Below are 24,627 nucleotides of genomic sequence, written 5' to 3'. Positions count from 1 at the left end.
CGCAGCGCAATGTTTCTCCTTACTTCCCAAATAGCCGAGATCTCCACGAAAGCCATACGTGTATACGAATACGGCAGCCCTGAAGTTTTACGCCTGGAAGACATTGCCGACCCGCTCGACGTTGCGACGTATCCGTAGAGCGAGGCGAGAGTAGTGATCGAGAAAAGCATGGGTCGTCATTTACGGGGCAGGCTTGTCCTTGATGCATCCCGGTAAGGCGCAGTCAGTCTTCGTCCGGCAGGTGAAAGCACAGGCTGCGCGAAGACGAGATCAACGCAACACGCTGGCCTTTCTTTCCACGACCTTGAATCTCAAAATCACGGAGGTTCCGTGTTGTTCGTGGTAGGTCAGGCCGGCTTCACCGCCAAAGCTTTCCATGATCTGCTTGACCATGATCAAACCGATGCCGAGCCGGCCTTGCCGGGTGGTGTAGAAGGATTTGAAGGCCATCATTTCCTGCTGCCGTGCGCTACCTTCCCCGGTGTCGGCAATGGTCAGGTGCAACCATTGCTGGGCCTCGTCCACATCGGCCTGGATGGTCAGCTTCCCCCCTTCGGGCATCGCTTCGATGGCATTGGCAACCACGCTATTGAGAATCTGAGTAAGCAACAGCAGGTTGCTGATGATCCTGGGGACAGGCTCATTCTTGAACTCGACCTGGATGCTGGATTGACCCAATTGTGTGCTGAAGCCGACCAGCGTGGCCTGCACCACCACCATGGGTTCCACCAACTCTGCCTCACCCCGGATCGGCCGCAGGCACAGCAGCAGTTCGTGCACCCACTGCGCCATCCGGTCCACCTGACCGACAATATCGTCGATGTTCTTTCTCGCCGGTTGACCCTCCATGGCATTGGCCAATTCCGCGCTCGAACGGATGCAGGCAAGGGGGTTTCGCAGGCTATGGGCGACCGCCGTGGACATTTCGACCAGGCCCACATAGGTCTTGTTGGCGACCAATTGCGCTTCCTGCGACGCCAGTTGATTCGATGCCCGGCGCACAATCCAATACAGCCCCAGATAGAGCAACAGGCCGCCCACCGCCGTGGACAGCCAGATAATCCAGTGGCCGCGATCGAGGCGTTCGATCAAGTCTGCCGGCTCCTTGTAGATTTCCACTACGGCCAGGGTATTGCCCAGGTCATCGATCAGGGGAATGTAGCTCTCGATGAAGAACATTTTGGGCGGGTGCAAGAATTGCTGCTCTGGACGCATTTGATCGGCATTGCTGTACCGGGTGGATACCCGATCCCTGGAGCTGAAGGCCGCTTCAAGCGCCTCATCGTTGAGGACTTTTTTGCCGATCAGCTGTGCGTTGGTCGACCACATCACGGTCCGAAGCGGAGAATAGATACTGATCAGTAGTGAGTCCGGCAGGTGGGCAAGGTGGTCGAGAAACTCGGCGCGCGCCCGCTGCCTGCTCTGCGCCATTTCTGGCGAGAGCATTCCATAGGGGGTGGCTGCCAGCACATCGCCCATTCGCATCCCGGTCAGCTCGTGATGACGTATCTCGCCTTTGGCGATGGTCTGGATAAATTGCGCGGACAGCAGCGCATCGCGCTCCAGGCTTTCGGTGACCAGGTAACGGGTCGACACCGAACCCAGACCAATGGCGATCGCACCAATCAGCATGAAACTGATGATTGAAAAGCCGCGTAGCAGGTTGGACTGCCGGGTCGGCGCAATCGACTCGGGTGCTCCCGGTCGCAGGCGTTTGAGCAGTGTTGAAATGGCTGGCATGGGGAGCGTCCTGTGCGTGCTGAATCATCCGGTTTTAGCCGCTTGAACTACTCAATCGATCCTCGGGACGTACCCAGCATTCTCTATGCCAAACCCTGAACGGCTCCTGCGCTTTGGTAGGAGGGAACTGTCGTGCTGCGGTGTTGCGGTCGATACCTCGTCATTTGCTCTTTGTGGTCCCAACTTGCCCACGTGCAAAGACTGGGGAAACTCAGCCTGTTTTGGGGGGATTTCCCCAAATAGGGCGTGCATGCTTTTTCCATTGAAACGAGAAAGCCCGGCTGATCAGGCCGGGCTTTTTGTTGATGCGGTGAAACGATGTCGTCAGGCAAGGGTGTTGTGTTGCAGGTGATCCGAGCCATCGGCAGCGACGGTGTTGCCTTTCAGGTGATCCGAGCCATCGGCAGCGACGGTGTTGCCTTTCAGGTGATCCGAGCCATCGGCAGCGACGGTGTTGCCTTTCAAATGATCTGAGCCATCGGCAGCGACAGCGCGTCTTTCCAGCAGGCGATCAGCGCCCCCTTCAGCGACACGATTCTCGATCAAGCGATCCGAACCGCCCTCAGCGACACGACTTTCGATCAGGCGATCCGAGCCGCCTTCGGCGACTACAGGTTGAGCAGAGGTAGCGGCAAAAGCGTTCACTGCGAAAACCGAGAAAGCGATGCTGAGAAGGGTTTGGCGTTTCATGATCGTGTGCTCCAGGGTGTTGTCGGTGGGTATGGAGCAGATGTTACGCCGCAGGAATTTTAAGAGAACTTCATTGAATTAATGGTGACTATTGATGCAGTCAATGGTTACGCGCAATTGCTCATTGCTCATTGCTCATTGCTCATTGCTCATTGCTCTTCGTAGGAGCCGAGCTTGCTCGCGATAGCGTCGGTTCAGCCGAAATCAATCTTGAATGTAATGACGCCATCGCGAGCAAGCTCTGCTCCTACAGGTAAACCTTTTTCTCAGCACGTTGCGCTTTGCTCTTCGTAGGAGCCGAGCTTGCTCGCGATAGCGTCGCATCAGCCGATATCAATCTTGAATGTAACTACGCCATCGCGGGCAAGCCCTGCTCCTACAGGCCAACCTTTTTCTCGGTATTTTGCGCTTTGCTCTTCGTAGGAGCCGAGCTTGCTCGCGATAGCGTCGTATCAGCCGATATCAATCTTGAATGTAACGCCGCCATCGCGAGCAAGCTCTGCTCTTACAGGTAAACCTTTTTCTCAGCACTTTGCGCTTTGCTCTTCGTAGGAGCCGAGCTTGCTCGCGATGGCGTCGGATCAGCCGACATCAATTTTGAATGTAACGCCGCCATCGCGAGCAAGCTCTGCTCCTACAGGCCAACCTTTTTCTCAGCACTTTGCGCTTTGCTCTTCGTAGGAGCCGAGCTTGCTCGCGATGGCGTCGGATCAGCCGACATCAATCTTGAATGTAATGACGCCATCGCGAGCAAGCTCGGCTCTTACAGGTATCGCGGTGATCACTGATGAAGCGTACACACTGACCCAACCGGCCACGTTGCAATCTTGGGGCAGGGGGATGGTACTTGGGCAAGGATGGCGATGACCCTGTGGCGAGAGAGCTTGCTCCTGTTAGCCCGAGTACGGAACGGTCCAACGGGAGCAAGCTCCCTCGCCACAACGTCATAGGTTGGTTTTGGGGGATGAAGATGTGTCGGAGAGGACGGGGGGAGCGTAGCTGTTTGCCATCATTGTTGGCAGGTGTGGCGGTGTAAGCGGGAGAAATGGCAGAAATAGAGGCAAGACATGCTGAATTGCGGGGAAGTGTTGGCGGCTGGGGAATGAGCCGTAAACCGAATAGGCTTTTAACCCGATGCGAAAAAACGGAGGCCTGTCTAGCGTTTCAGTCCAACCGCCAAACCATCGATTCAAATCTGGAAAATACACTGCAAGTAATAAGGGACGTAAATATTTACGAAATAAACCCGTCCCGGTTTTTTTTTTGATCCGTTTTTTACTGGTTTTAACTAATTTCTGAGTGCGGAAAATTCAGTAAATATTTTACTGTTGATAGGGTTTTGTTATTGCGGCATAAGTTGGGTGCTTCTATCACATGGGATTCAATTTATTGCAAGGAATGCTGCATGCAAGAATCTATCGTTTTTTCTCCGCCTTTGAAATCATCGAGTGCTTCGTTAAGTCCACGCAAGGGGTGTTCGGGGTTTATTTCAAGTTTTGATAGTGCTCTAAAGTGGGATGGAGCCCTCCCGGCGGTTACTGTTGCATATCGTATTGAAACTATCGATAAAGAGCGCGACCCGTATTCAAAATTAGTAGCTATAGCGCGATCGGTGCAAAATCAAATAGGAAGCTTGTTTTCGAGTGGCACAGCGAATGTGCGAGATGAAATAGAGGGGCGCATAAATTCAGTTGCTGATCCCCATCAACTCAATAAGTTGGAAGGAAGCTTAAAAAAGAAAGCGGTTATCGTCGAGCTTCTGCAGCAAGTTAGAATGAACAGGAGTTGGGATGAGGCGAATAGATTTTTTGGCATAGATTCATTGTCGTTAGACAGTATGGAGAGTGCCGAGCTATTCGCAGCTTATTTGGATGCAGTTGATCACGAAGAGGAGCGCCTAGGCCTTTATGAACAATTCCTGAGATCTCTGGCAGCCGCCTACTTTAAACGAATCCTCGTCGAGGCTGTTTCCATTTTAGAGAATGCCTCTCCAGTTTTAGATGCCGAAATCCATTCTGCCCTGGCTAGAGGTGAGACTGCCTACAACTTCAAGTTGACCATTAGTCAAGCCGCACAGGTTGTGACGGTGGCGGGTGCCGCTACTCTCCAAAGCGCGGAAGGTTGGACCTTCGAGGCAGTGATCCGTAAAGGCACTCTGTTGTTGGCGGGATTGGGAGAAGCACTTCTTAGTCGAGCGACGGCTATTGGAATTGGTACTTTGCTCTACTCACCCGAACTGGGTAACGGCGAGCTTTATCCTCAAACGGTTCTCAAACTTTCTGGTCGTGCAGTTTTGCCAGATACACCGGCTGACCTGAATGAAATAGCCGCTGTCGAAGGAACCATCGATCTTCCTTATCGTATTTATGGTGACCGTGGCCAATACTCAATCGTTGCAACTCCGGCAGGAGGGAGCAATTCTTCAGCGGTGCCAGTTCGGGCACTGGAGTTCGACAAGAAGACCAACAGCTACAGTTTTACCTCCGCCGACATATTACCCATCACCCTCAGTTTCCCTATTATTCACTGGGATAGCAGTTCGACAACATCACCTGTCAGGCCTGTGGAAGTACCGCATTACACGGGTGTTGAGTTGTTGCCAATACTCGTGCAGCCCGAAATTTTACCTGCTTTCGAATCGCCGGACTTCAGAGATTGTATTTACTGCTTTCCGATCAGTAGTGGCTTGCCGCCAATCTATGTTGTTTTCAATAGTCCTTATGAAGGGGCTACCACAAGAGGAAAGTACAGTGGTCGGCCTTACAATCCCGCCAAGGCCGGAGGCCCAATTTTGGATCTAGATTGGACTAAAGCCATCGTGACGCAAGCTGGCATTGATCTGGTGAAATTGCATACGGGCCGATTTGAGCCTTCGGATGCCAATGTCATCATGATTGAACGCTTGGAAAAAATTCTTCAGGGTAAATTAGTAGTCACGGATATCGACAAACGTTTCTATACTCATGAACTTAGAGAGCTTGAACGTTTCAGGGTGTTAGGTGTGGCAGATGGCGTAAATCCGAAAGATGAAGGTGCTACTTGGAATAATACCCACGCGGCGACGCTGGAAGATTACAAACTCAAGGGTGCTTCTGAATTGCTCTACACACCTGATGCTTTAGAAGCGGATGATAAACAACAGAAAAAATGTACGAACAACTCGGGGGGATAAAATAATGAGCGTCATAATTGAAATTGTGCTCAATGAAAAACCTGAAGAGGTGATTCTATTCTTCACGAAAAATGAGTTAGGTATCTCCCTCCCTCAACTGGACAGATTTTACAACAGGGCTGGTTGGGCGCATGTGGGCGACATCATGGGGCTATTGAATGTCCTGAGAAAGATGCGTGAAGCCGGCTTTGTTGAGCTTACTGGAACCGGAGTTAGGAGAGGGCCTAACTGGAGAGAGCCGACATTCATGGTAGAGGGGAAATATACTTTTGATTGACATTGCTAATGTATCTGCCTCTTTAAGGGGAAATGGTTAACAAGAAACGGGCGCCTTGGCGCCCGTTTTCATTTACTCCGCCGCCTGCGTCCGCAAACGCTTTCCAATCACATCCATCAAGTCACAACCATCGCGCAACGGGATGGCCAGCAGTTTGCAAAAGTCCGACAAGACCACCGTGTCGCAACCAATCTCGGCACGGAAGGCAATGTTCTCCAGCACTTGCGTAACCGCACGAATACGGTAATCCGCCGTGGCTTGCAAAACGTCGAGCGGGGCTTCGGTATCAATGAGTAAAGAAGCTGGAACTAGGTCGATCCCGGTGAGGGGCATGTATCGATTCATATTGAATGATCTCTGATTAATTGGCCCTAGGCCGGCAGTTGGTCATTCTCTGTATTCAGGTCGCCAAACCCGAATCGCCATTACAGCGACGGGGCTGACTATAAGCCGTATTAAATCAACGAAAACAGTTGATGCATTCCGAGCTTCATGTAGGACCCGGCTGATGAAATCCCGGACTGTTCACATCACTTCAATAGAATTTTAAACACGCCTGCAAATGTTCATTGCCCCTAGACCACAACTGACCGAAGCTATCCTCAATCACACGCCAGCAGTCGAGATGGACCTCCACCCCATGCAAACCCCAACCAAACCCCAACGCCCCCTCTGGCAAACCTACCTCCTGTTCCTCGCCCCGATGGTCCTGTCGAACTTCCTCCAATCCATGTCCGGCACCGTCAACAGCATCTACATCGGCCAGATGCTCGGCACCCAGGCTTTGGCGGCGGTGTCCGGGATGTTCCCCATCGTGTTTTTCTTCATCGCCCTGGTCATCGGCCTAGGCGCTGGCGCGGGTGTTTTGATCGGCCAGGCCTGGGGCGCTCGCGAGCCGCATTTGGTGAAGGCAATTGCCGGGTCGACCTTGTTGCTGGGGCTGTTGATCGGCTTGGTGGCGGCGGTGTTGGGGAGTGCGTTCGCGCGGCCTTCGTTGATGGGGTTGGGCACGCCCGGGGATGTGCTGGACGATGCGGTGTCGTATGCCCATGTGATGCTGTGGTTCATGCCGTCGCTGTTGGTGTTTGTGTTGTTCACGCAGTTGCTGCGCGGGGTGAGTGACACGCTGTCGCCGTTGTTGGCGTTGCTGGTCTCGACCATGATCGGGCTGGCGCTGACGCCGGCGTTGATTCGCGGCTGGTTCGGTTTGCCGATGATGGGGATTCAGAGTGCGGCGTTTGCCGGGTTGGCGGGGAACCTCGCGGCGATGGGGTGGCTGGCGTGGCGCTTGATTCGCAAGGGGCACCCGCTGGCGCCGGACCGCGAGTTTTTTGCGGCGATGAAGCTCGATTGGGCGATCCTCGGCAAAGTGCTGCGTATCGGCTTGCCCACTGGGTTGCAGATGGTGGTGTTGTCGCTGTCGGAGCTGGTGATTCTGGCGCTGGTGAACCAACACGGCTCCCAGGCGACGGCGGCGTACGGGGCCGTGACACAGATCGTCAATTACGTGCAGTTCCCGGCGCTGTCGATTGCGATCACGGCGTCGATCCTCGGGGCGCAGGCGATTGGGGCTGGGCGCATCGAACGCATCGGACCGATTCTGCGCACCGGGTTGATGATCAACGTGTGCCTGACCGGTGGGTTGGTGGTGTTGGGGTATCTGCTGTCGCACCGGTTGCTGGGCTCGTTCCTCACCGAAGCGGCGACGCTGAGCATGGCCGACCACCTGTTGCACATCATGCTCTGGAGCCTGCTGGTGTTCGGCTTCCAGGCGATCATCGGCGGCATCATGCGCGCCAGCGGTACGGTGATGGTGCCGGTGGCGATTTCCATTGTGTGCGTGGTGGGCATACAGCTGCCGGTGGCTTATCTATTGGATGCGCGGTTCGGTCTGCAAGGGGTGTGGATGGCGTTTCCGGTGGCGTATCTGGGGATGCTGACGTTGCAGACGCTTTACTACAAACTGGTCTGGCAGCATCAGAAGATTGAGCGGTTGGTGTAGGCGGGTCAGGAAATTGTTCGCGGATGATCTTTGTAGGAGCAAAGCTTGCTCGCGATGGCGGTGATCTGGTTTGCATCAATGTTGACTGGGTTACCGTCTTCGCGAGCAAGCTTCGCTCCTACAGCGGATGCGGGACAGAGAAATGGCGGTTGCCGATCACTCCTTCACGCTCATGAACTCTTCCGCCCAACGGATGTAGGCTTCCGGCTGAGTGTAGGTATGCGTCAATTCGGTTGCGCTCAGGTCTGCGGCCTGGGTGAAGATCTGCCGCTGTTCGCGCAGGCTGTCGTAGGTGGCCTTGATTGCAGCAAAGTAGGCGCCGTGGCCGTCGATCACGATGCGCACACCCAGTTCCGCCAAGCGCTTGTCATCACGCAACAACGGGTTGCCGTAGGTCACCAGCATCAGTGGCACGCTCAGGTGCTCGGCGATTTGTTCCAGATGATCGAAATCCTTGACCCCCACCATGCAGATGCCGTCCGCGCCAGCGGCCTGGTATTGCCGGGTGCGGCTAATGATTTCCTGGACTGGCAGAATGCCTGCGTGGGTGCGGGCGATGATGGCCATTTCCGAATCGCACCGGGCTTCCAGCGCCGCGCGGATTTTGCCGACGCCTTCGGCGACTGTGATCAGGTCGGTGGATTTGCGGCCGAATTGCGCCGGCAGCAAGGTGTCTTCGATGGTCAGGGCTGCCACGCCGGCACGCTCGAGCTCAACGATGGTGCGCATGACATTGAGCGCGTTGCCGTAGCCATGGTCGGCGTCGGCGATCACCGGCAATTGGGCGACACGACCGATGCGGGTGGCCTGTTCGGCGAACTCACTGAGGGTGATCAAGGCAAAGTCAGGGGCGGCCAATACCTGCAACGAGGCCACCGAGCCACCGAGAATCCCCACTTCGAACCCCAGGTCGGCGGCGATACGAGCCGACATCGGGTCGAAGACCGATGCCGTGTGGTAGCAAGTGTTGGAGGCGAGCAGTTGACGGAAATTACGGCGTAAATCTTGATGAGACAGCCTGGACATATGAGTTCCACCAATGGAATGGAAGGGCTTGAGCAAAAGTGTCAACGCCGAAAGTGTTAAAGGCTATCACGGGTGCAGGGGGGAAATGATGACGAATTCAGGGCGATTGCTGCCAAAGTGTTCGAGTGCTCGCTCGTCGTAGCTGTGCCTGGCGGCGCAACGGTCCCGGTGATCAAGCCGCGACAGCCTGCTGCAGTTGATGGCGCAACGGCACGCAACGCACCGAGTCTCCCGTTTGCAGTTGCAGGCGTTTGGCGGTGGGCCGGTCGATCATCAAACAATGGCCGACCTGTCGGGCCGGTGCGGTGGTGATGCGGCAGTTTTCCAGGCGACGGTTGTGGATCAGCCACATCGGTGCCTGATCGTCCGGGGTGCCGATTGCCAGCTCCAGCAGTTGGCTGTCGCGCACGGTACGGATGTTCGGCACCGGCGCCTCGATGACCGGGCCGGCGTCGAAGATGTCGATGTAACCCTGGTGGGCAAAGCCCTCTGCGGCCAGGATTTTCAGTGCCGGCTCGCTGTTGGCGTGGGGCTTGCCGATCACGGCTTGGGCTTGTTCGGTGAGCAGGCAGGTGTAGAGCGGCTGGCGTGGCATCAGTTCGGCGATGAACGACTTGTTGCCCAACCACGACAAGTGATCGGCATGGCTGAAGTCCATTTTGAAAAAGTGTCGACCCACACTGTCCCAGAACGGTGAGCAGCCATGCTCGTCGGCGCTGCCGCGTAGTTCGGCGATGAGTTTGTCGCCGAACAGGTGCGGGAACTCCGCGACAAACAACAGACGAGACAGGGACAGTAAACGACCGCGCTCCCCCAGGCGTTGGTCTGGGCGCAGAAACAAAGAGCAAAGTTCCGATTGACCGGTCATTTCATTGTTCAGGAACAAGGTCGGGATGTGCCGCCGGATGCCCAGATCCTTTGATGCGCTGACGGTCAGCCCGAGCCGGTAGTTGTACCAGGGTTCGCGCAGGCCGACGGCCCCGGTCAGGCCACTGACGCCAATCACTTGCTGATCATCGTCTTCGAGCACGAACAGGTAGTCGGCATCGGCGCGCTCGACCTGTTCGGCAAACGTCCTCTGCGCCCAGCGCAGACGATGGGTCAGGCGTTCCTCATTGGCTGGCAGGTTGGTCAATCCGCGGCCGGCCTGTCGGGCCAGGGCGAGTAATACGGGCAGGTCGGTGACCTGTACCGGACGGACAATCATGCGACAGCTCCTATTACACGCCAGTTCGGGCGTTGTCGTTGGGCACCGGGCCGGTGGATGCTCACAAGGCGATCAGCCGGATCGGGCTGCCCTCGCTCACCTTCAACGCTGCACACAGGCTGGCGTCGAGGGTCACCGGTTGACCGGCGACGTAGTCGAGGTCGGCGACGATGGCGCGATAATTTTCCAGCGAATCATTGCTCACCAGATAACGGCCGCGGGCGTCGATGACTGATCCCGGATTGGCCAGGGCACTGTGGCTGTGGGCAATTGAATGGATGGCGGCCGTACGCGCAAACAGCGTCGGGCCGCCATCGAACAGGTCGACATAGCTGTTGGTTTCGAATCCCTCGCGCTCAAGGATATCGAAGGCTTCCTGGCCATCGGGGTGAATACGACCGATGCAGTCTTGTGCGGCCTGGGGCAGCATCGGCACGTAAATCGGGTATTGCGGCATCAATTCGGCGAGAAAGGTCCGGCTTTCCAGTCCGCACAGCCGTTCAGCCTCTACATAGGGCAGATCGAAGAAGTGTTTACCCACTGCATCCCAGAACGGCGAGTGGCCCTCATCGCTGCTGTAGCCGACGATCTCGGTGATCACCGCATCGGAAAAACGTCGGGCGTGGGCCGCGATGAACAGCAGTCGTGCCCGTGACAACAGTTGCGAGAAAGCCGTGCGTTCCAGTGCGGCGTCGATATGGAAACCCCGCAGCAAGGTGTGGCCGCTGAGGTCTTGGCACACCGACAACGCCGGCACCTCGTGTTCGATGTTCAGTTCCCGCGAGGCACTGTTGAAGTGACGGTTGCGCAGACTGTAGAACGGTTCACTGAAGCCAGCTGTGGCGAGGATTTCCGAGCATCCCCTCAGGCTTTGGGTCGCCAGGTCCTCCAGCACGAAACAGTAGTTCTCGGGGCCTGGGCTTTGCACGTTTTGCTCGAACGAGGTGCAAGAATCGAGAATTTTGTCTCGCAGGCGTTCGCTGTCGTCTGGCAAGGACGTGACGCCCACCATGCTTTCGCGGGCGAGTCGCTGCAATTGGGGCAGGTCGTTTAACTGCACTGGACGCAAGACCAGCATGGGATGCACTCCTGTATCAACGGTTCCGGTGACAGGCACCGGACCTGACTATCACTGTCGGTTTCCACGCGTTGAAGCGGCGGAGGCCTGCTCAGGCTCCGCTCTTTTTTTCAGTCATTAACGTTACATGGCCACACGTGATATCCGGTCTGGGCCGTGCAAGCGGCGCAGGGTCCTGGAGGTGCGTATGGCTTGGCATCTGGACGGTGTAAGGTCCGGATCAGGATCGGCGATCGGGTCTTTGAACGAGGGCATCCGGGCTCCTGCTGGATGGGGGGTGTTGGTAATCCGTTGAAACCAGTATTTAGTTAACGCGTATGACATGTCTAGTTAATTTTCGCGCCGTTTCGGGCGTCAAGTCAGCGGGTGAAAGCCTTGGCGTCAAAGGCTACGCCGAAGTCGATCGACCTTGTAGGGCATGGCCTATAGAGCTGTCGGAAATGGCTTCTATAGCACGGTGAAATGCCTGAGCAGGCCCGCATCATTGGCTCGCATGAAACACCCCCGATCAGTTGACTTACGGCACAATTGCGCAATGTTCGACGGCCAGACGCCGTTTTTCACGTCTATCAACAGAGAGATTTTTCGTGCAGGCAACCCGTTTGACCCTGATCTGCCACGCGAGAACCGTCGCACAAAAATTGGCGCGTTTTCCTACAAATGAGCCATTGGAGATGGATTGGCAATCGGCCAAGGGTTCGCGCAGCGTTCAGTTCAAGGGTTCCCGACTGATGAGCGCTCCGGAACTGCGAGCCCGGCAAAGCGCTGAGCTGTTCGGCAGCCGCGTGGAGATTGTCGAGGCACTCAGAGATTGCGATTTCGGCGCCTGGAGCGGGGTACGCATCAACGACCTGCAAAAAACCGAACCCGAACAGCTCGATACCTGGCTCGCCGACCCCGCTTCGGCACCTCATGGCGGCGAATCAGTGACGCAAGTCGTCGATCGAGTGGCCGCCTGGCTGGCGACATTGCAGGCCACACCCGGTCATGTCGTGGCCGTGACCCATCCGTTTATCATTCGCGCCGCACTGACAATCGTGTTGAAAAGTCCGGCGTTCAATGTGATTGATGTCGAGCCGTTGTCGGCCATCGAACTGAGGTTCAATGGTTGCTGGCGGCTGCGCCTGCCGGGCATCGAGCCCGAAGGAACGTTTTGATGAAGACACTGCTGGTCATTGGCATCGGCGCCGGCAATCCCGACTACATCACGATACAAGCGGTAAAGGCGCTGAATCGGGTCGACGTGTTCTTCCTCATGGACAAGGGCCAGAGCAAGAACAAACTGATCGACCTGCGCCGCGACATCTGCGAGTGCTACATCACCGATCGTGACTACCGCTTTGTCGAAGCGCAAAGTCCGGAACGCGAGCGTGGTGATGTGGAATACGCCACCCGTGTCGATGATTTGAACCTGGCCAAGCAGCGCACCTTCGAGCGGCTGATCAACGAGCAACTGTGCGACGGCCAGTGTGGCGGTTTCCTGGTGTGGGGCGACCCGGCGTTGTACGACAGCACTATTCGTATCCTGCAGGCGATTCTCGACTCAGGCGCCTGTGCGTTCGAGTTCGAGGTGATCCCCGGCATTACCAGCGTCCAAGCCTTGGCGGCACAGCACAAAGTGCCGCTCAACCAGATCGGTCGTTCGGTGGAAATCACCACCGGCCGCCGCCTGACGGCGGGGCAGGTGAGTGATGCCGACAGTCTGGTAGTGATGCTCGATGCGCAGGATGCCTACCAGCAGGTGGCGGACAGGGACGCCGCGATTTATTGGGGGGCTTACCTGGGGACGCCGGATGAAATCCTGATCAGCGGCAGGCTCGGGGACGTGGCGGACGAGATCGAGCGAGTGCGCAAGGCGGCTCGGCTGGCCAATGGGTGGATCATGGATACCTATTTGCTGTGCAAGCCTTGAGTGATGGGTTATCCGGACTGACGCCATCGCGAGCAAGCTCAGCTCATACAGGTGCGGTGGTGATCCTGTAGGAGCTGAGCTTGCTCGCGATAAGGCCCTAATGGTCTCCTCAAAAAGCAGCTTTTACCCCACGCCCAAACCGCTCCCGATACACCGACGGCGGTACCCCAACCACTGTTCGAAACGCCACCCGAAAACTTTCCACCGACCGATAACCACACTGCCCGGCAATCTGCTCGGTGTTTTGATCAGTGCTTTCCAGCAGCTCGCGGGCGCGGCCCAGGCGTTCGTGTTGCAGCCAAGTCTTGGGCGACTGGCCGCTGGCCTCGCTGAAGCGCCGCAGAAACGTGCGTTCGCTCATGGCTGCTTCGCTGGCCAGGTCGCGCACCTCCAGCGGTTCGTGCAGTCGCTCGCGTGCCCACTGCATGACGCGGGAAAGATCGCTGCGAGGCGTCGGACTGACCGGGGTTGGAATGAATTGCGCCTGGCCACCGGTGCGTTGCGGTGACATCACCAGGCGCCGCGCCACCGAATTGGCCACTTGCGTGCCAAAATCCCGTGCCACCAGGTGCAGGCAGGCATCGATACCGGCGGCACTGCCAGCGGAAGTGATCAACTGGCCCGAGTCGACATACAACACATCCGGGTCTACCAGAATGTCGGGAAAGCGTTCGGCCAGCTCCGTGGTGTAGCGCCAATGTGTCGTGGCGCCGTGGCCATTGAGCAACCCGGTGGCGGCCAGCACGAATACCCCCGAGCAGATCGACAACAACCGCGCGCCCCGGGCATGGGCCTGGCGCAGGGCGGCGAGCAGTGCCTCGGGTACGGCGGCATTGCGGTCGCGCCAGCCGGGGATCACGATGGTCCGCGCTTGTCCGAGCAGCTCCAGGCCGCCATCGGCCAAGACCTGTATGCCCCCCATGGCGCGCATCGGCCCCGGGTCGACAGCGACGATCTGGTGTTCGTACCACGGAAAATCGAACTCCGGCCGCGCCAGGCCGAAAATCTCCACGGCGATGCCGAATTCGAAGGTACAGAGGCCGTCGTAGGCCACAATTGCGACCAATCCAGGGGTAGGCTGCATTTGGCGGAAAATTCCCGGTGAGTGTCTTGTGCGCCACTGTAGCGGCAAGTGGCAGGCGGATAAAGTCTGGTCACACCCACTCACACCCTGGAGCACTGCCCATGACCAGCCTGGTCCGCGAAATTCCCGCCGCCCCCTCGGCCATCGCCCTGATGCACTTCAGCAACCGTCTGACTTTCGAAACCGACTGTTCCGATGTCTACGGCAGCCAACAGGCCGGCGACATCGATTTTGTCCTGGTGGACGTGCGTGGCCCGTTGGCGTTCGAGCGCGGCCATGTGCCGGGTGCGATCAATATTCCGGGGCGACTGCTGACGGCCGAAGGTCTTGCGGCTTACCCGAAAAACAGCTTGTTCGTGGTTTATTGCGCTGGTCCGCACTGTAATGGCGCGAACAAGGCCGCCGTGAAACTGGCGGCGCTGGGGTACCCGGTCAAGGAGATGATTGGCGGTGTGACGGGGTGGCTGGATGAAGGGTTTGAGTTGAGTGTGGCCGTGCCGCGGCCGGTCAATACGGCGATCGGTTGCGAATGCTGATTTTCAGCCGCCTATGATCAACTGTGGTGAGGGGATAAATCCCCTCACCACAAAGCTGAGTGCCGAAAGCTCAGCGAACCACTGATGCCGCCCACCACTCATCCAGCGTCACCTGCAGCCACTCAAGAACGGCGGCATGGGCGGCGCTGTCCTGCGGGCCCCGAGGCAACGGCGACTCGTCACCAAAATGTTGATTGAGCACCGCCACGGATTCGGCATTCCACTCTGGATGAAACTGCAATCCCACCCGCGTCGGCCCGACGCGGTACATCTGCTGCTCACATTGCTCGCTACTGGCCAACAATTGCGCCTGCGGCGGCAGGTCGATGGCGTCTTCGTGCCACTCCAGCACCTGCAATCGCTGGCCATCGCTGAAGTCCACGCAGGTCCAGCCAGTTTCACTTCGCGCCATGCGCCGTACCTTGCCGCCAAGGCTCAGGGCCAGCAATTGCGCCCCCAGGCAAATGGCGAACACGGGAGCGTCTTGTTCCAGGCTGGCGGCCAGCCATTGGCGTTCTGCTTCCAGCCATGCCGGTCCGGCGTTGGACTCGTAGGGGCCACCGAGCACAATCGCGGGCGCGGCACTGACGGGTGGCAACTGGCCAAGGTCGGCACGAAAGACGTTCAGCGTCACGCCACGGGAGGCTGCCCAGTCTGCAATGGCCCCCGGCCCTTCGGCAGGGTGATGCTGGATGAGGTTGAGTTCGGACATCACGCTACTCTTGTGTCTGCAGGTTGACGCTCAATGTGCCGCAAAATCGGACGCGTCACCAGCAAGGCTCTTTGAACCGAACGCTGCCGCAATCTTGTGCCACCGCACAAGCCGCTCTAGACTGCCGGCCTCTTCGGTTGTACCCGCCACAAGCAAACGACCGAAGGCCGCCAATCAAAGCTGCCAATAAAAGCCTCCGCACACAGGAGTTATAAATGAAGAAGCTAGTGATGTTCGGTGCCCTGGCACTGTCGATGTTGTCCCTGACCGCCGTGGCCGAAGACGCCAAGCCGATCCGCATCGGTATCGAAGCCGGTTACCCACCCTTCTCGATGAAAACCCCAGACGGCAAACTCACCGGTTTCGACGTCGATATCGGCGACGCGCTGTGCGAGCAGATGAAAGCGAAGTGCACCTGGGTCGAGCAAGAATTCGACGGCCTGATCCCGGCGCTGAAGGTCAAGAAAATCGACGCCATCCTGTCGTCTATGACCATCACTGACGATCGCAAGAAGAACGTCGATTTCACCATCAAGTACTACCACACCCCGGCGCGCTTCGTGATGAAGGAAGGCACCGACATCAAGGACCCGCTGACCGAACTCAAGGGCAAGAAAGTCGGTGTGCTGCGCGCCAGTACCCACGACCGCTTCGCCACCGAAGTGCTGGTGCCGGCCGGCATCGAGCTGGTGCGTTACGGCTCCCAACAGGAAGCCAACCTGGACATGGTCTCCGGTCGTGTCGATGCGCTGCTGGCCGACTCGGTCAACCTCGACGACGGTTTCCTGAAGACCGACGCGGGTAAAGGTTTCGCGTTCGTAGGCCCTGAGTACAACGATCCGAAATACTTCGGTGGCGGTGCCGGTATTGCCGTGCGCAAGGGCGATACCGCCCTGGCCGAGCAATTCAACAAGGCCATCACCGAAATTCGCGCCAACGGCAAGTACAAGCAAGTGCAGGACAAGTACTTCAAGTTTGACGTTTACGGCGAGCAGTAATCGAGCCGGTCAAAAGAGTGGCCCCGTTGACGCGGTGGCCACTTTTTTTATGCTTTGTTTCTATTGAATCGAGAAACCTGTGGGAGCGAGCCTGCTCGCGATAGCGATCGATCAGTCAGTGCATCAGTGCCTGACCAACCGTTATCGCGAGCAGGCTCGCTCCCACAGGTGATCTCGCCGTTTTCCAGTATTTCAGGAGTTCCCGCTATGCAACGCATCGACCATCCACTGCCCTGGAGCCACCTCGGGACCGAACGCACGCTCAGCGTGTTCCGCTATGGCGCCGGCACGCGCAAGGTCTACATCCAGGCCAGCCTGCACGCCGATGAACTGCCGGGCATGCGCACCGCCTGGGAACTGAAGAAACGCCTGGCCGAGCTGGAAAGCCAGGGGCAGTTGCAAGGCGTCATCGAACTGGTGCCGGTGGCCAACCCCATCGGGCTTGATCAGCATCTGCAAGGCAGCCACATGGGCCGTTTTGAGCTCGGCAGCGGTAAGAACTTCAACCGCGCGTTCGTCGAACTCAGCGCCCCGGTGGCGCAGTTGATCGGTGATCGCCTGGGCACCGATGCCGAGGCCAATATCGCGCTGATCCGCCAGACCATGGGCCAGGTACTCGATGGGCTGCCGGCTGCAACCTCACAACTGGAGGCGATGCATCGCTTGCTGCTGCGCCATGCCTGCGACGCGGATATCACCCTCGATCTGCATTGCGATTTTGACGCCGCCATTCACATTTACGCCTTGCCGCAACACTGGCCGCAGTGGCAATCCCTGGCTGCGCGTTTAAAGGCTGGCGTGGCGTTGCTGTGTGAAGACTCCGGTGGCAGCTCGTTCGACGAGTCTTGTTCCTCGCCGTGGTTGCGTCTGGCCCGGGCATTCCCGAACGCCGCGATCCCACCGGCTAACCTGGCGACCACCCTTGAACTGGGCAGCATGGGCGACACCCGGGTTGATCAGGCACAAGCCAATTGCGAGGCCATTCTGGGCTTTCTCGCCGAGCAGGGCTTCATCAAGGGCACCTGGCCGGCTGCGCCGGACGAATGCTGTGAGGGCATGCCGTTTGAAGGGACTCAATACCTGTTCGCCCCGCATCACGGCGTCGTCAGTTTCCTGCGCGAAGCCGGTGAATGGGTGGAGAAGGGCGATGCCCTGTTTGAAGTGGTCGACCCGCTGAACGACAAGGTCACCACCGTGAGTGCCGGAACCAGTGGCGTATTGTTCGCCATCGATCGCGGGCGTTACACGCAGCCGGGGACGTGGCAGGCGAAGGTGGCGGGGCGTGAGCCGATTCGGGCGGGCAAGCTGATCAACGACTGATCGGGAATCGTCGGTGGCTCACTGGGCCTCATCGCCAGCAAGCTGTGCTCCTACGGGATTGGTGTTGTCCTGTAGGAGCACAGCTTGCTGGCGATGACGGCAGTCGACACACCGAAAATACCTCGGCGTGCTTCTCAGTGTTAGGCTCAACCCCGAAACCTGCGCACTGTGAAGGAAGGCTTATGTTGAAGATTCTCGCTCTGCTCACGCTACTGGCATCCGCCGCTGTCCACGCTCAAACCCCACTGCAAACCGATCTGCCGCTCAAGTACCTGGAGCAGGCCAATGCCGACTCCCGCGACGAGCCCCTGGTGATTTTCCTCCACGGTTATGGCAGTAACGAGGGGGACCTGTTCGGCATCAAGGAGTTTCTGCCTGCGCAGTACAACTACCTGTCAGTGCGGGCGCCGATGGTGATGGAAGAGGGCAGCTACCAGTGGTTTCGCAAGAAGGGTGAAGGTGCCTACAACGGTGAGACCGATGACCTGAACGCCAGTGGCCAGTTGCTGCTCGATTTCATTGCACAGGCGGCGCAGAAATATCACACCGAACCTGCCAAGGTATTTCTGGTGGGGTTCAGCCAGGGCGCGATCATGTCCTACGAAGTCGCCCTGCGACATCCCGAAGCGGTGGGTGGCTTTGCAGCATTGAGCGGGCGAGTTTTGCCGGTGCTCAGGTCTGAGTTGAAACCGGATGAAAAACGCCAGTCGCTGGCGATTTTCATCGGTCATGGCACGGCGGACACGCGCCTGCCATTCAGTGACGGCACCGAGGCCAACAGCCTGCTGAAAAGCGTCTCACTCGAGCCTGAGTTTCACGCTTACCAGGGTGTCGGTCACAGCATCAGTACCGAAGAGATCCAGGACTTGAGCGCCTGGTTGCAGCGCCTCAATCCCTGAGGTTCATTTGCCGCTGACGATCTGCTTGATCAGTGTCTCGTGGGCCGCCATGTCGCCGGGGCGGGAAATGACCTGAATCACGCTCATGTGACTGCCGGAGGCCGCCATCAGCGTGGTGTTGAGGGTCATGCCGCCGCCCTGGGTGGCGGTGCTGTCGACCTGACGCACACCCAGCCCGGTACTTTTCAGGGTCAGGCTTTTTTCGCTGAGCTTGTTGTAATCCGGTAGCGCCTTGCGCTGTGCGGCGTCGAAGTCGGCCACGGTGCCATCAAGAAATGCGCCATCATTGTCCTTGACCGTGGTGCCTTCCGGCAGGCTGTTTTCAGCGGCGATCACCACGGTTTTGGTGGTTTCGTTAGCGTACATGGTGCCGCTCGCGCCGGTGGGGCTGGCCGGTAGCGGGTTGGCGACGAAGCCCTTGGGCAGGGTGAACGTGAATTTGCCGCCGAGCATCGAGACTTTCTGAACCGATGCCGTTTCCTTCGCCGTGGCCTTGGCGGCCTGTGCATTCAGCGCCCCCAACGTGGCAGCCGCCGCCAGCAGCAGGACAACGGCTTTTTTACTCAACAGTGACATGGGTGAATCTCCAGGGAAGGTCGCGCAGTGGGGGCGCGATCATCCCATGGAGGTTGGGGCGTGTTCCAGTGTGGGCTAACGGACGGTTGTTGATGCTTGGGGTCGAGGATATTCCTGCCTGGCATGCAAAACGGCGAGAATTTCAACTTGCTCTATCACTTGGTAGACCACCACATAGTTCGGGTGGACAACCATTTCCCTGGTATCGGGCAATCGGCCGGACTTGAAGCTGTAGGGCATAAAGGATAAACCTTCAGTTGCAGTCACAATCGTGCGGTGCAGCGAGGTAGCTGCAGCGGGGCTGTATTGCTCGATGTAATCGATGATTTCTGTCAGGGCGTCAAGAGCTTGAAGCTTCCACTTAACGAGCCGCACGACGAGCTTTACGCTTGTCTTCTAACATTTGCTCAACCATGGCCATGGCTTCGTCATGTGGAATACTCGGACGTGGATCATCCAGCGATGCCTGTACCCTGGCGCGGAACCAGCGATCATAGCTGGCGGCCTGCTCTTCGGTTTCAAACTCTGAAACGATGGGGGAAAGTTCGGCGCTCATGTGACCTCCAGGATCAATGCAAAGCAGTCTATTAGGAATGTGGGTCGTTGTCGTTGCTGTGTCGATGAAGTACCCCCTGTCGTAGGACGGCATTGGCTACTTCAGCCGAAGCAAATCTAAGCGCTACGCTTCTGACCGCCAACCTTAAAAAAGCGTCGGATATTTCCTCGATCCTTTTACGAAATGTCCGTTGTAGGACGCCTATTCAAAGACAAACGATGCGCTTTGCTGATACCCGAATAGCCGAAACCTGCGGCAAGGGAATTCCTCGCCACAGGGGCCGGCACAGTCAAACTTCCCGCCGCACCGGATAACGCTTGATCACCTCAGCAGGAACAAGCTGGCTGTTTACGCCTGATTTTGCGGGAACAGGTTGCGACGGGTTTCCTCGTCGAACTCAGCCTTCAGCACCAGTTTTTCCTTCAGGCCGAGTGCACGTTGGGCAGCCGGACGAGCGCTGATTTCGTCGAACAGGCGCTTGACGTTCGGGTACGCCGCCAGGCCGTTTTCACCGAGGATATACGGCGCGTAGTTGGCCCAGCCCCAGAGCGCCATGTCGGCGATGCTGTAGACGTCGCCAGCCAGGTATTGGTGTTCGGCCAGGCGCTGATCAAGCACACGGTAGTGGCGTTCGACTTCCTTGAGATAACGGTTCTTCGCATAAGGCAGGTCCTCGGGAGCGTGGTGCAGGAAGTGCACGGCCTGGCCGGAGAACGGTGACAGGCCCGTGGCGATGAACATCAGCCACGACAACAATTGGCCATGGCCGGCAGTGTTGGTGGGCAGGAAGCGCTGATGTTTTTGTGCCAAGTGCAGCAGGATGGCCTGGGAGTCGAAGACCGTGGCGTCGCCATCGATCAGCGCAGGCACCTTGGCGTTCGGGTTGATCGCCAGGAAGGCGGGTAGGTGTTGCTCACCCTTGAAGGTGTCGACACCGATCAACTCGTAGGGCGTTTGCAACTCTTCGAGCAGCAGGGCGACTTTCATTGGGTTGGGCGAAGGGTGGAAAAAGAATTTCATGGTGAAGGCCTCAGTCGGTAGTGGTGGTGAACTGAGGCTGATGTTGGGCCAAACCCATTCGATTGACGTACGGTGTTGTTGGGCTACTCGTGCGAATGAATCGAACGTGTTGCGCTGCTTGTGGCGGTGCTTCTGAGCAGGCGCTTGGTTACGCCCAGCATGGCCACCGACACGGCCACACCCAAGGCAAATGCGCTCATCCCCATGCTTGGCAGTGTTAACGCCAACACCAGACAAAACGCCGAGAACGAATACATGCCAGTGGCAGTCGCCCGCAGCAGGGCAGCGGTAAACGCCGGCCCACGGGTCTGCTGGGAAAAAACGGCCATCACGCTGCCCAGCACCGGGAACACCGCGAGCAGTCCGCTCCAGCGGTCGCCGACGGTGCTGGCGAGCAAGGTGACGGCGAGGGTCAGCAGGGCGCCGGCCACCATTCGCAGCAGCAATTTATCGGACTTGGGCGCCGGGCCGGAAACGATCGGTTGCACCGACGGAAACAGGTAGGGCGCGGCCAAAAGGGCTGTCGCGGCGGCGATCACTGAAACCGGCAGAGACGGCGGGATCAACGACAGCAGCACCGCAACCACGGCCCACACCGACAGTGAAATCGCCAGCGCCAGCGGCCATCCCGTGCGCTGGGCGACCTGCGCGTAGGTCACGCAGAAGGCGATCATCGCGAACATCGCCGACAGTGCCGCCAAGGCCGATTGCGCTGCGAACTGTTCACCCTGTTCGATGGCGAGAAAGAACAGAATCGGCCCGACCACCACCGGCAACCCCGACAACCAACCCGCCACACTCGGTCCCCAGCGTTTACCCGCCAGGGAAATCAGCAGCAGAAAGCCTGGAATCACCAGTAGTTTGAGCATCAGCACGGTTACGTCTCCAGCGTGTGTCAGTTTGCAACATTAACAGGAACATTCTGCATGTACACAAGTTATGTATACAAAATGATCCCCCTAGGAGCTGCCGCAGGCTGCGATCTTTTGACCTTGATTTTTAAAAACAAAACCAGAAGATCGCAGCCTTCGGCAGCTCCTACACGGGGTGTTACACATGCACTGAAACGTCTAAGCTGCGCCTTCCCACCTGCTGACGGACCATCACGTGAAATTCAGTTTGCCCAAAGTCGGCACCGCGCCGTTTTGCCCGCCGGAAGTGGCGGGCACTGTTGCCGTTGACCCCAGTGCATCATTTTTCAAACGTGTCTTGCGCTTTGCCGGTCCCGGCTTGTTGGTGTCCATTGGCTACATGGACCCGGGCAACTGGGCGACCGCCATCGAGGCCGGGTCGCGGTTTGGCTACAGCCTGTTGTTCGTAGTGCTGCTGGCGAGCCTGGCGGGGATGGTGGTGCAGTGCCTGTGCTCACGTCTGGGTATCGCCACCGGGCGTGACCTGGCGCAGTTGTGCCGAGAACGCTACAGCACACGGACGGCCCGTACCCAGTGGGTGCTGGCGGAAATCTCGATCATCGCCACCGACCTCGCCGAAGTGCTTGGCTGTGCCCTGGCGTTTCATTTGTTGCTGGGGTGTTCGCTGACCTTTGGTATCGCCCTGACCGCGTTCGACACCTTGCTGGTATTGGCCCTGCAAAACCGTGGCTTCCGGCGTCTGGAAGCGATCATGTTGGTGCTGGTTGGGACTATCGGTGCGTGTTTCTTCGTCGAGCTGCTGCTGATCAAACCCTACTGGCCGGACGTGGCCCAGGGCTTCAGCCCGTCATTGTCCGCCATCGCCGATGCAGCGCCTCTGTACCTGGCGATAGGTATTCTGGGCGCCACGGTAATGCCGCATAACCTGTACCTGCACACCTCGATCGTGCAAACGCGGCTTATCGGCAAGGACACGGCCAGCAAGCAGGACGCGGTCAAACTGGCACGCATCGACACCATCGGCTCCCTGGCCCTGGCGCTGCTGGTCAACGCGGCGATCCTGATCCTTGCCGCGGCGGCGTTTCACCAGAGCGGGCATACCGATGTGGTCGACATCCAGGACGCCTATCACTTGCTTGATCCACTGGTGGGTGGCGCGTTGGCCAGCGTGCTGTTTGGCGTCGCGCTGCTGGCCTCGGGGCAGAGTTCGACTTTCACCGGCACCATCGCCGGCCAGGTGATCATGGAGGGATTTCTGAATCTGCGGCTGCCGTGCTGGCAACGACGTCTGATCACCCGTGGATTAGCGCTGATTCCCGCGTTCATTGGGGTGTGGCTGATGGGCGACGATGCGGTGGGCAAGTTGTTGGTGCTGAGTCAGGTTGTGCTGAGTCTGCAGCTGCCGTTTGCGCTGTATCCGCTGATTCGCATGACCAATGATCAGACACTGATGGGGCCGTTTGTGAATCGGCTGCCGACGCGGGTGTTGGCGTGGGGACTTTTTGTAGTGATCAGCGGGGCTAACAGCTGGTTGATCCTGCAACTTTTCGGGTGAATGGGCCGGCCTCTTCGCGAGCAGGCTCGCTCCCACAGGTCGAAGTGCATGGCCCTGTGGGAGCGAGCCTGCTCGCGAAGAACGATAACGCGGTCCACCTGATAAAAACGCAGGCAAAAAAGAACCCGGTGCGACGCAAATCGCACCGGGTGTTTTTCCAGGCTGCGCGGCTCTTCGTGGGTCCCCGCGCAGTCTGTTGAACGCTTTAAGCTCGCTCGATCGCCAATGCCACGCCCTGACCACCACCGATGCACAGAGTGGCGAGGCCTTTCTTGGCATCGCGCTTGATCATTTCATGCAGCAGGGTCACCAGTACGCGGCAGCCCGAGGCACCGATGGGGTGGCCCAAGGCGATAGCGCCGCCGTTGACGTTGACCTTGTTCAAATCCCATTCCAGGTCCTTGGCCACGGCCAGCGATTGCGCGGCGAAGGCTTCGTTGGCCTCAACCAGCTCAAGCTGATCGATGGACCAGCCGGCCTTGTCCAGGCAGCGGCGGGTAGCCGACACCGGGCCGATGCCCATGATCGCCGGGTCCACGCCCGCATTGGCGTAAGCGGCGATTTTTGCCAGGACCGGCAGGCCCAGGGCCTTGGCTTTTTCCGCGCTCATCAGAATTACGGCGGCGGCACCGTCGTTCAGCGACGAAGCGTTGCCGGCAGTCACCGAACCGTCCTTTTTAAAGGCCGGCTTGAGCTTGCCCAGGGATTCGGCGGTGGTGCCGGCCCGTGGCTGTTCGTCGGTGGCGAAGGACAACGGATCGCCCTTGCGCTGCGGGATCAGGATTGGTGTGATTTCATCGACAAAACGCCCGGCTTCGATGGCCGCCGTGGCTTTCTGCTGCGAGGCGGCGGCGAAGGCGTCCTGCGCCTCGCGGCTGATGCCGTATTTATCCACCAGGTTCTCGGCGGTGATGCCCATGTGGTAATCGTTGAACGCATCCCACAGGCCATCGCTGATCATGGTGTCGACGATTTGCGCGTGGCCCATACGCAGGCCGGTGCGGGCACCGGGCATGACGTAGTTGGCCAGGCTCATGCTTTCCTGACCGCCGGCGATGATCACATCGGCATCGCCGCAGCGGATCGCCTGGGTAGCCAGGTGCAGGGCCTTGAGGCCCGAGCCGCAGACCTTGTTCAGGGTCATGGCCGGTACGGCGACGGGCAGGCCGGCTTTGATCGACGCCTGGCGTGCAGGGTTTTGCCCGGCACCGGCGGTCAACACCTGGCCCATGATCACTTCATCGACTTGCGCAGGGTCCAGGCCGGTTTGCGCCAGCAACTGACGGATCACCGCCGCGCCCAGATCCACTGCAGACACATTGGCCAGGGTACCCTGGAAGCTGCCGATCGCGGTGCGCGTGGCAGCAACAATGACGACTTCTTGCATGGAATGAT

At 58.3% G+C, this 24,627-nt stretch carries 24 protein-coding genes; 10 read left to right on the top strand and 14 right to left on the bottom strand.

Features of this window, described 5'->3' with window-relative positions; translation table 11 throughout:
- Positions 1-270 precede the first annotated feature (270 nt).
- A complete protein-coding gene (locus ABTV22_RS18620) occupies positions 271-1,740 on the bottom strand; it encodes a sensor histidine kinase (protein ID WP_433735967.1) in 1,470 nt (489 codons plus the stop codon).
- 324 nt (positions 1,741-2,064) lie between these two features.
- Positions 2,065-2,430, bottom strand: a complete 366-nt coding sequence (locus tag ABTV22_RS18615) for a hypothetical protein (protein WP_433735966.1) — start codon at positions 2,428-2,430, stop codon at positions 2,065-2,067.
- Between the two features lie 1,405 nt (positions 2,431-3,835).
- On the opposite strand from ABTV22_RS18615, the gene ABTV22_RS18610 reads away from it, so the two are divergent.
- A complete protein-coding gene (locus tag ABTV22_RS18610) occupies positions 3,836-5,602 on the top strand; it encodes an S-type pyocin domain-containing protein (RefSeq protein ID WP_433735965.1) in 1,767 nt (588 codons plus the stop codon).
- A 4-nt stretch (positions 5,603-5,606) separates the two neighbouring features.
- On the top strand, positions 5,607-5,879 hold the full coding sequence (locus ABTV22_RS18605) for a hypothetical protein (RefSeq protein WP_433735964.1): 273 nt from the start codon (positions 5,607-5,609) through the stop codon (positions 5,877-5,879).
- Positions 5,880-5,951: 72 nt separating this feature from the next.
- Here the strand turns inward: ABTV22_RS18605 and ABTV22_RS18600 are convergent, their stop codons facing one another.
- Positions 5,952-6,224: a hypothetical protein gene (locus tag ABTV22_RS18600; protein ID WP_433735963.1), complete on the bottom strand. Its 273-nt coding sequence runs from the start codon at positions 6,222-6,224 to the stop codon at positions 5,952-5,954.
- Between the two features lie 295 nt (positions 6,225-6,519).
- Here ABTV22_RS18600 and ABTV22_RS18595 point away from each other — a divergent pair, with 295 nt between their 5' ends.
- The gene (locus ABTV22_RS18595; protein ID WP_433735962.1) at positions 6,520-7,881 is read left to right on the top strand and encodes an MATE family efflux transporter; all 1,362 of its coding nucleotides are present in this window, start codon (positions 6,520-6,522) and stop codon (positions 7,879-7,881) included.
- Positions 7,882-8,037: 156 nt separating this feature from the next.
- On the opposite strand, the gene ABTV22_RS18590 is transcribed toward ABTV22_RS18595, so the two are convergent.
- From ABTV22_RS18590 to ABTV22_RS18580, 3 genes are all read right to left on the bottom strand, one after another.
- A complete protein-coding gene (locus ABTV22_RS18590) occupies positions 8,038-8,907 on the bottom strand; it encodes an isocitrate lyase/PEP mutase family protein (protein ID WP_433735961.1) in 870 nt (289 codons plus the stop codon).
- Positions 8,908-9,079: 172 nt separating this feature from the next.
- Positions 9,080-10,114: an arginine N-succinyltransferase gene (gene astA / locus ABTV22_RS18585; RefSeq protein WP_433735960.1), complete on the bottom strand. Its 1,035-nt coding sequence runs from the start codon at positions 10,112-10,114 to the stop codon at positions 9,080-9,082.
- A gap of 61 nt (positions 10,115-10,175) precedes the next feature.
- Positions 10,176-11,192, bottom strand: a complete 1,017-nt coding sequence (locus ABTV22_RS18580; protein WP_433735959.1) for an arginine N-succinyltransferase — start codon at positions 11,190-11,192, stop codon at positions 10,176-10,178.
- A gap of 587 nt (positions 11,193-11,779) precedes the next feature.
- On the opposite strand from ABTV22_RS18580, the gene ABTV22_RS18575 reads away from it, so the two are divergent.
- Complete coding sequence (locus ABTV22_RS18575; RefSeq protein WP_433735957.1) at positions 11,780-12,349, top strand: histidine phosphatase family protein; 570 nt, start codon at positions 11,780-11,782, stop codon at positions 12,347-12,349.
- Complete coding sequence (gene cobF / locus ABTV22_RS18570) at positions 12,349-13,104, top strand: precorrin-6A synthase (deacetylating) (protein WP_433735956.1); 756 nt, start codon at positions 12,349-12,351, stop codon at positions 13,102-13,104. Before ABTV22_RS18575 ends, cobF begins: the two co-directional genes overlap by 1 nt.
- 109 nt (positions 13,105-13,213) lie before the next feature.
- Here cobF and ftrA read toward each other — a convergent pair whose 3' ends face one another.
- Positions 13,214-14,188 carry a transcriptional regulator FtrA gene (ftrA, locus tag ABTV22_RS18565; protein ID WP_433735955.1) on the bottom strand — a complete coding sequence of 325 codons (975 nt, stop codon included), beginning with the start codon at positions 14,186-14,188 and terminating at the stop codon, positions 13,214-13,216.
- Positions 14,189-14,289: 101 nt separating this feature from the next.
- Here ftrA and ABTV22_RS18560 point away from each other — a divergent pair, with 101 nt between their 5' ends.
- Complete coding sequence (locus ABTV22_RS18560) at positions 14,290-14,724, top strand: rhodanese-like domain-containing protein (RefSeq protein WP_433735954.1); 435 nt, start codon at positions 14,290-14,292, stop codon at positions 14,722-14,724.
- A gap of 70 nt (positions 14,725-14,794) precedes the next feature.
- On the opposite strand, the gene ABTV22_RS18555 is transcribed toward ABTV22_RS18560, so the two are convergent.
- On the bottom strand, positions 14,795-15,436 hold the full coding sequence (locus ABTV22_RS18555) for a type 1 glutamine amidotransferase (RefSeq protein ID WP_433735953.1): 642 nt from the start codon (positions 15,434-15,436) through the stop codon (positions 14,795-14,797).
- 215 nt (positions 15,437-15,651) lie between these two features.
- Between ABTV22_RS18555 and ABTV22_RS18550 the strand changes: the two genes are divergently transcribed.
- The 3 genes from ABTV22_RS18550 (at position 15,652) to ABTV22_RS18540 (ending at position 18,653) form a co-directional block, all read left to right on the top strand.
- Positions 15,652-16,434 (top strand): ABC transporter substrate-binding protein, encoded by a 783-nt coding sequence (locus ABTV22_RS18550; RefSeq protein WP_433735952.1) that lies wholly within the window; start codon positions 15,652-15,654, stop codon positions 16,432-16,434.
- A gap of 207 nt (positions 16,435-16,641) precedes the next feature.
- Positions 16,642-17,754 carry a succinylglutamate desuccinylase/aspartoacylase family protein gene (locus ABTV22_RS18545; protein ID WP_433735951.1) on the top strand — a complete coding sequence of 371 codons (1,113 nt, stop codon included), beginning with the start codon at positions 16,642-16,644 and terminating at the stop codon, positions 17,752-17,754.
- A gap of 182 nt (positions 17,755-17,936) precedes the next feature.
- On the top strand, positions 17,937-18,653 hold the full coding sequence (locus ABTV22_RS18540) for an alpha/beta hydrolase (RefSeq protein WP_433735950.1): 717 nt from the start codon (positions 17,937-17,939) through the stop codon (positions 18,651-18,653).
- A gap of 3 nt (positions 18,654-18,656) precedes the next feature.
- Here ABTV22_RS18540 and ABTV22_RS18535 read toward each other — a convergent pair whose 3' ends face one another.
- The 5 genes from ABTV22_RS18535 to ABTV22_RS18515 all read right to left on the bottom strand — a co-directional run bounded on the left by ABTV22_RS18535 (position 18,657) and on the right by ABTV22_RS18515 (position 21,680).
- A complete protein-coding gene (locus tag ABTV22_RS18535; RefSeq protein WP_433735949.1) occupies positions 18,657-19,229 on the bottom strand; it encodes a hypothetical protein in 573 nt (190 codons plus the stop codon).
- 75 nt (positions 19,230-19,304) lie between these two features.
- Positions 19,305-19,604 (bottom strand): type II toxin-antitoxin system RelE/ParE family toxin, encoded by a 300-nt coding sequence (locus ABTV22_RS18530; RefSeq protein ID WP_433735948.1) that lies wholly within the window; start codon positions 19,602-19,604, stop codon positions 19,305-19,307.
- Positions 19,591-19,785: a type II toxin-antitoxin system RelB family antitoxin gene (gene relB, locus ABTV22_RS18525; protein WP_433735947.1), complete on the bottom strand. Its 195-nt coding sequence runs from the start codon at positions 19,783-19,785 to the stop codon at positions 19,591-19,593. Before relB ends, ABTV22_RS18530 begins: the two co-directional genes overlap by 14 nt.
- Positions 19,786-20,133: 348 nt before the next feature.
- Positions 20,134-20,805: a glutathione S-transferase family protein gene (locus tag ABTV22_RS18520; RefSeq protein ID WP_433735946.1), complete on the bottom strand. Its 672-nt coding sequence runs from the start codon at positions 20,803-20,805 to the stop codon at positions 20,134-20,136.
- 83 nt (positions 20,806-20,888) lie between these two features.
- Positions 20,889-21,680, bottom strand: a complete 792-nt coding sequence (locus tag ABTV22_RS18515; protein ID WP_433735945.1) for a hypothetical protein — start codon at positions 21,678-21,680, stop codon at positions 20,889-20,891.
- A 232-nt stretch (positions 21,681-21,912) separates the two neighbouring features.
- Between ABTV22_RS18515 and ABTV22_RS18510 the strand changes: the two genes are divergently transcribed.
- Positions 21,913-23,232, top strand: coding sequence for an Nramp family divalent metal transporter (locus tag ABTV22_RS18510; RefSeq protein WP_433735944.1), 1,320 nt, complete (start codon positions 21,913-21,915; stop codon positions 23,230-23,232).
- A 205-nt stretch (positions 23,233-23,437) separates the two neighbouring features.
- Here the strand turns inward: ABTV22_RS18510 and ABTV22_RS18505 are convergent, their stop codons facing one another.
- The gene (locus ABTV22_RS18505; RefSeq protein WP_433735943.1) at positions 23,438-24,619 is read right to left on the bottom strand and encodes an acetyl-CoA C-acetyltransferase; all 1,182 of its coding nucleotides are present in this window, start codon (positions 24,617-24,619) and stop codon (positions 23,438-23,440) included.
- Positions 24,620-24,627: the final 8 nt, after the last annotated feature.

Origin of the sequence: Pseudomonas putida, assembly GCF_050990305.1 — a bacterium.
Taxonomy (GTDB): domain Bacteria; phylum Pseudomonadota; class Gammaproteobacteria; order Pseudomonadales; family Pseudomonadaceae; genus Aquipseudomonas; species Aquipseudomonas putida_AH.
The sequence above is the reverse complement of the archived record's forward strand: the minus strand, read 5'-3'. Positions and strand labels throughout refer to the sequence as shown.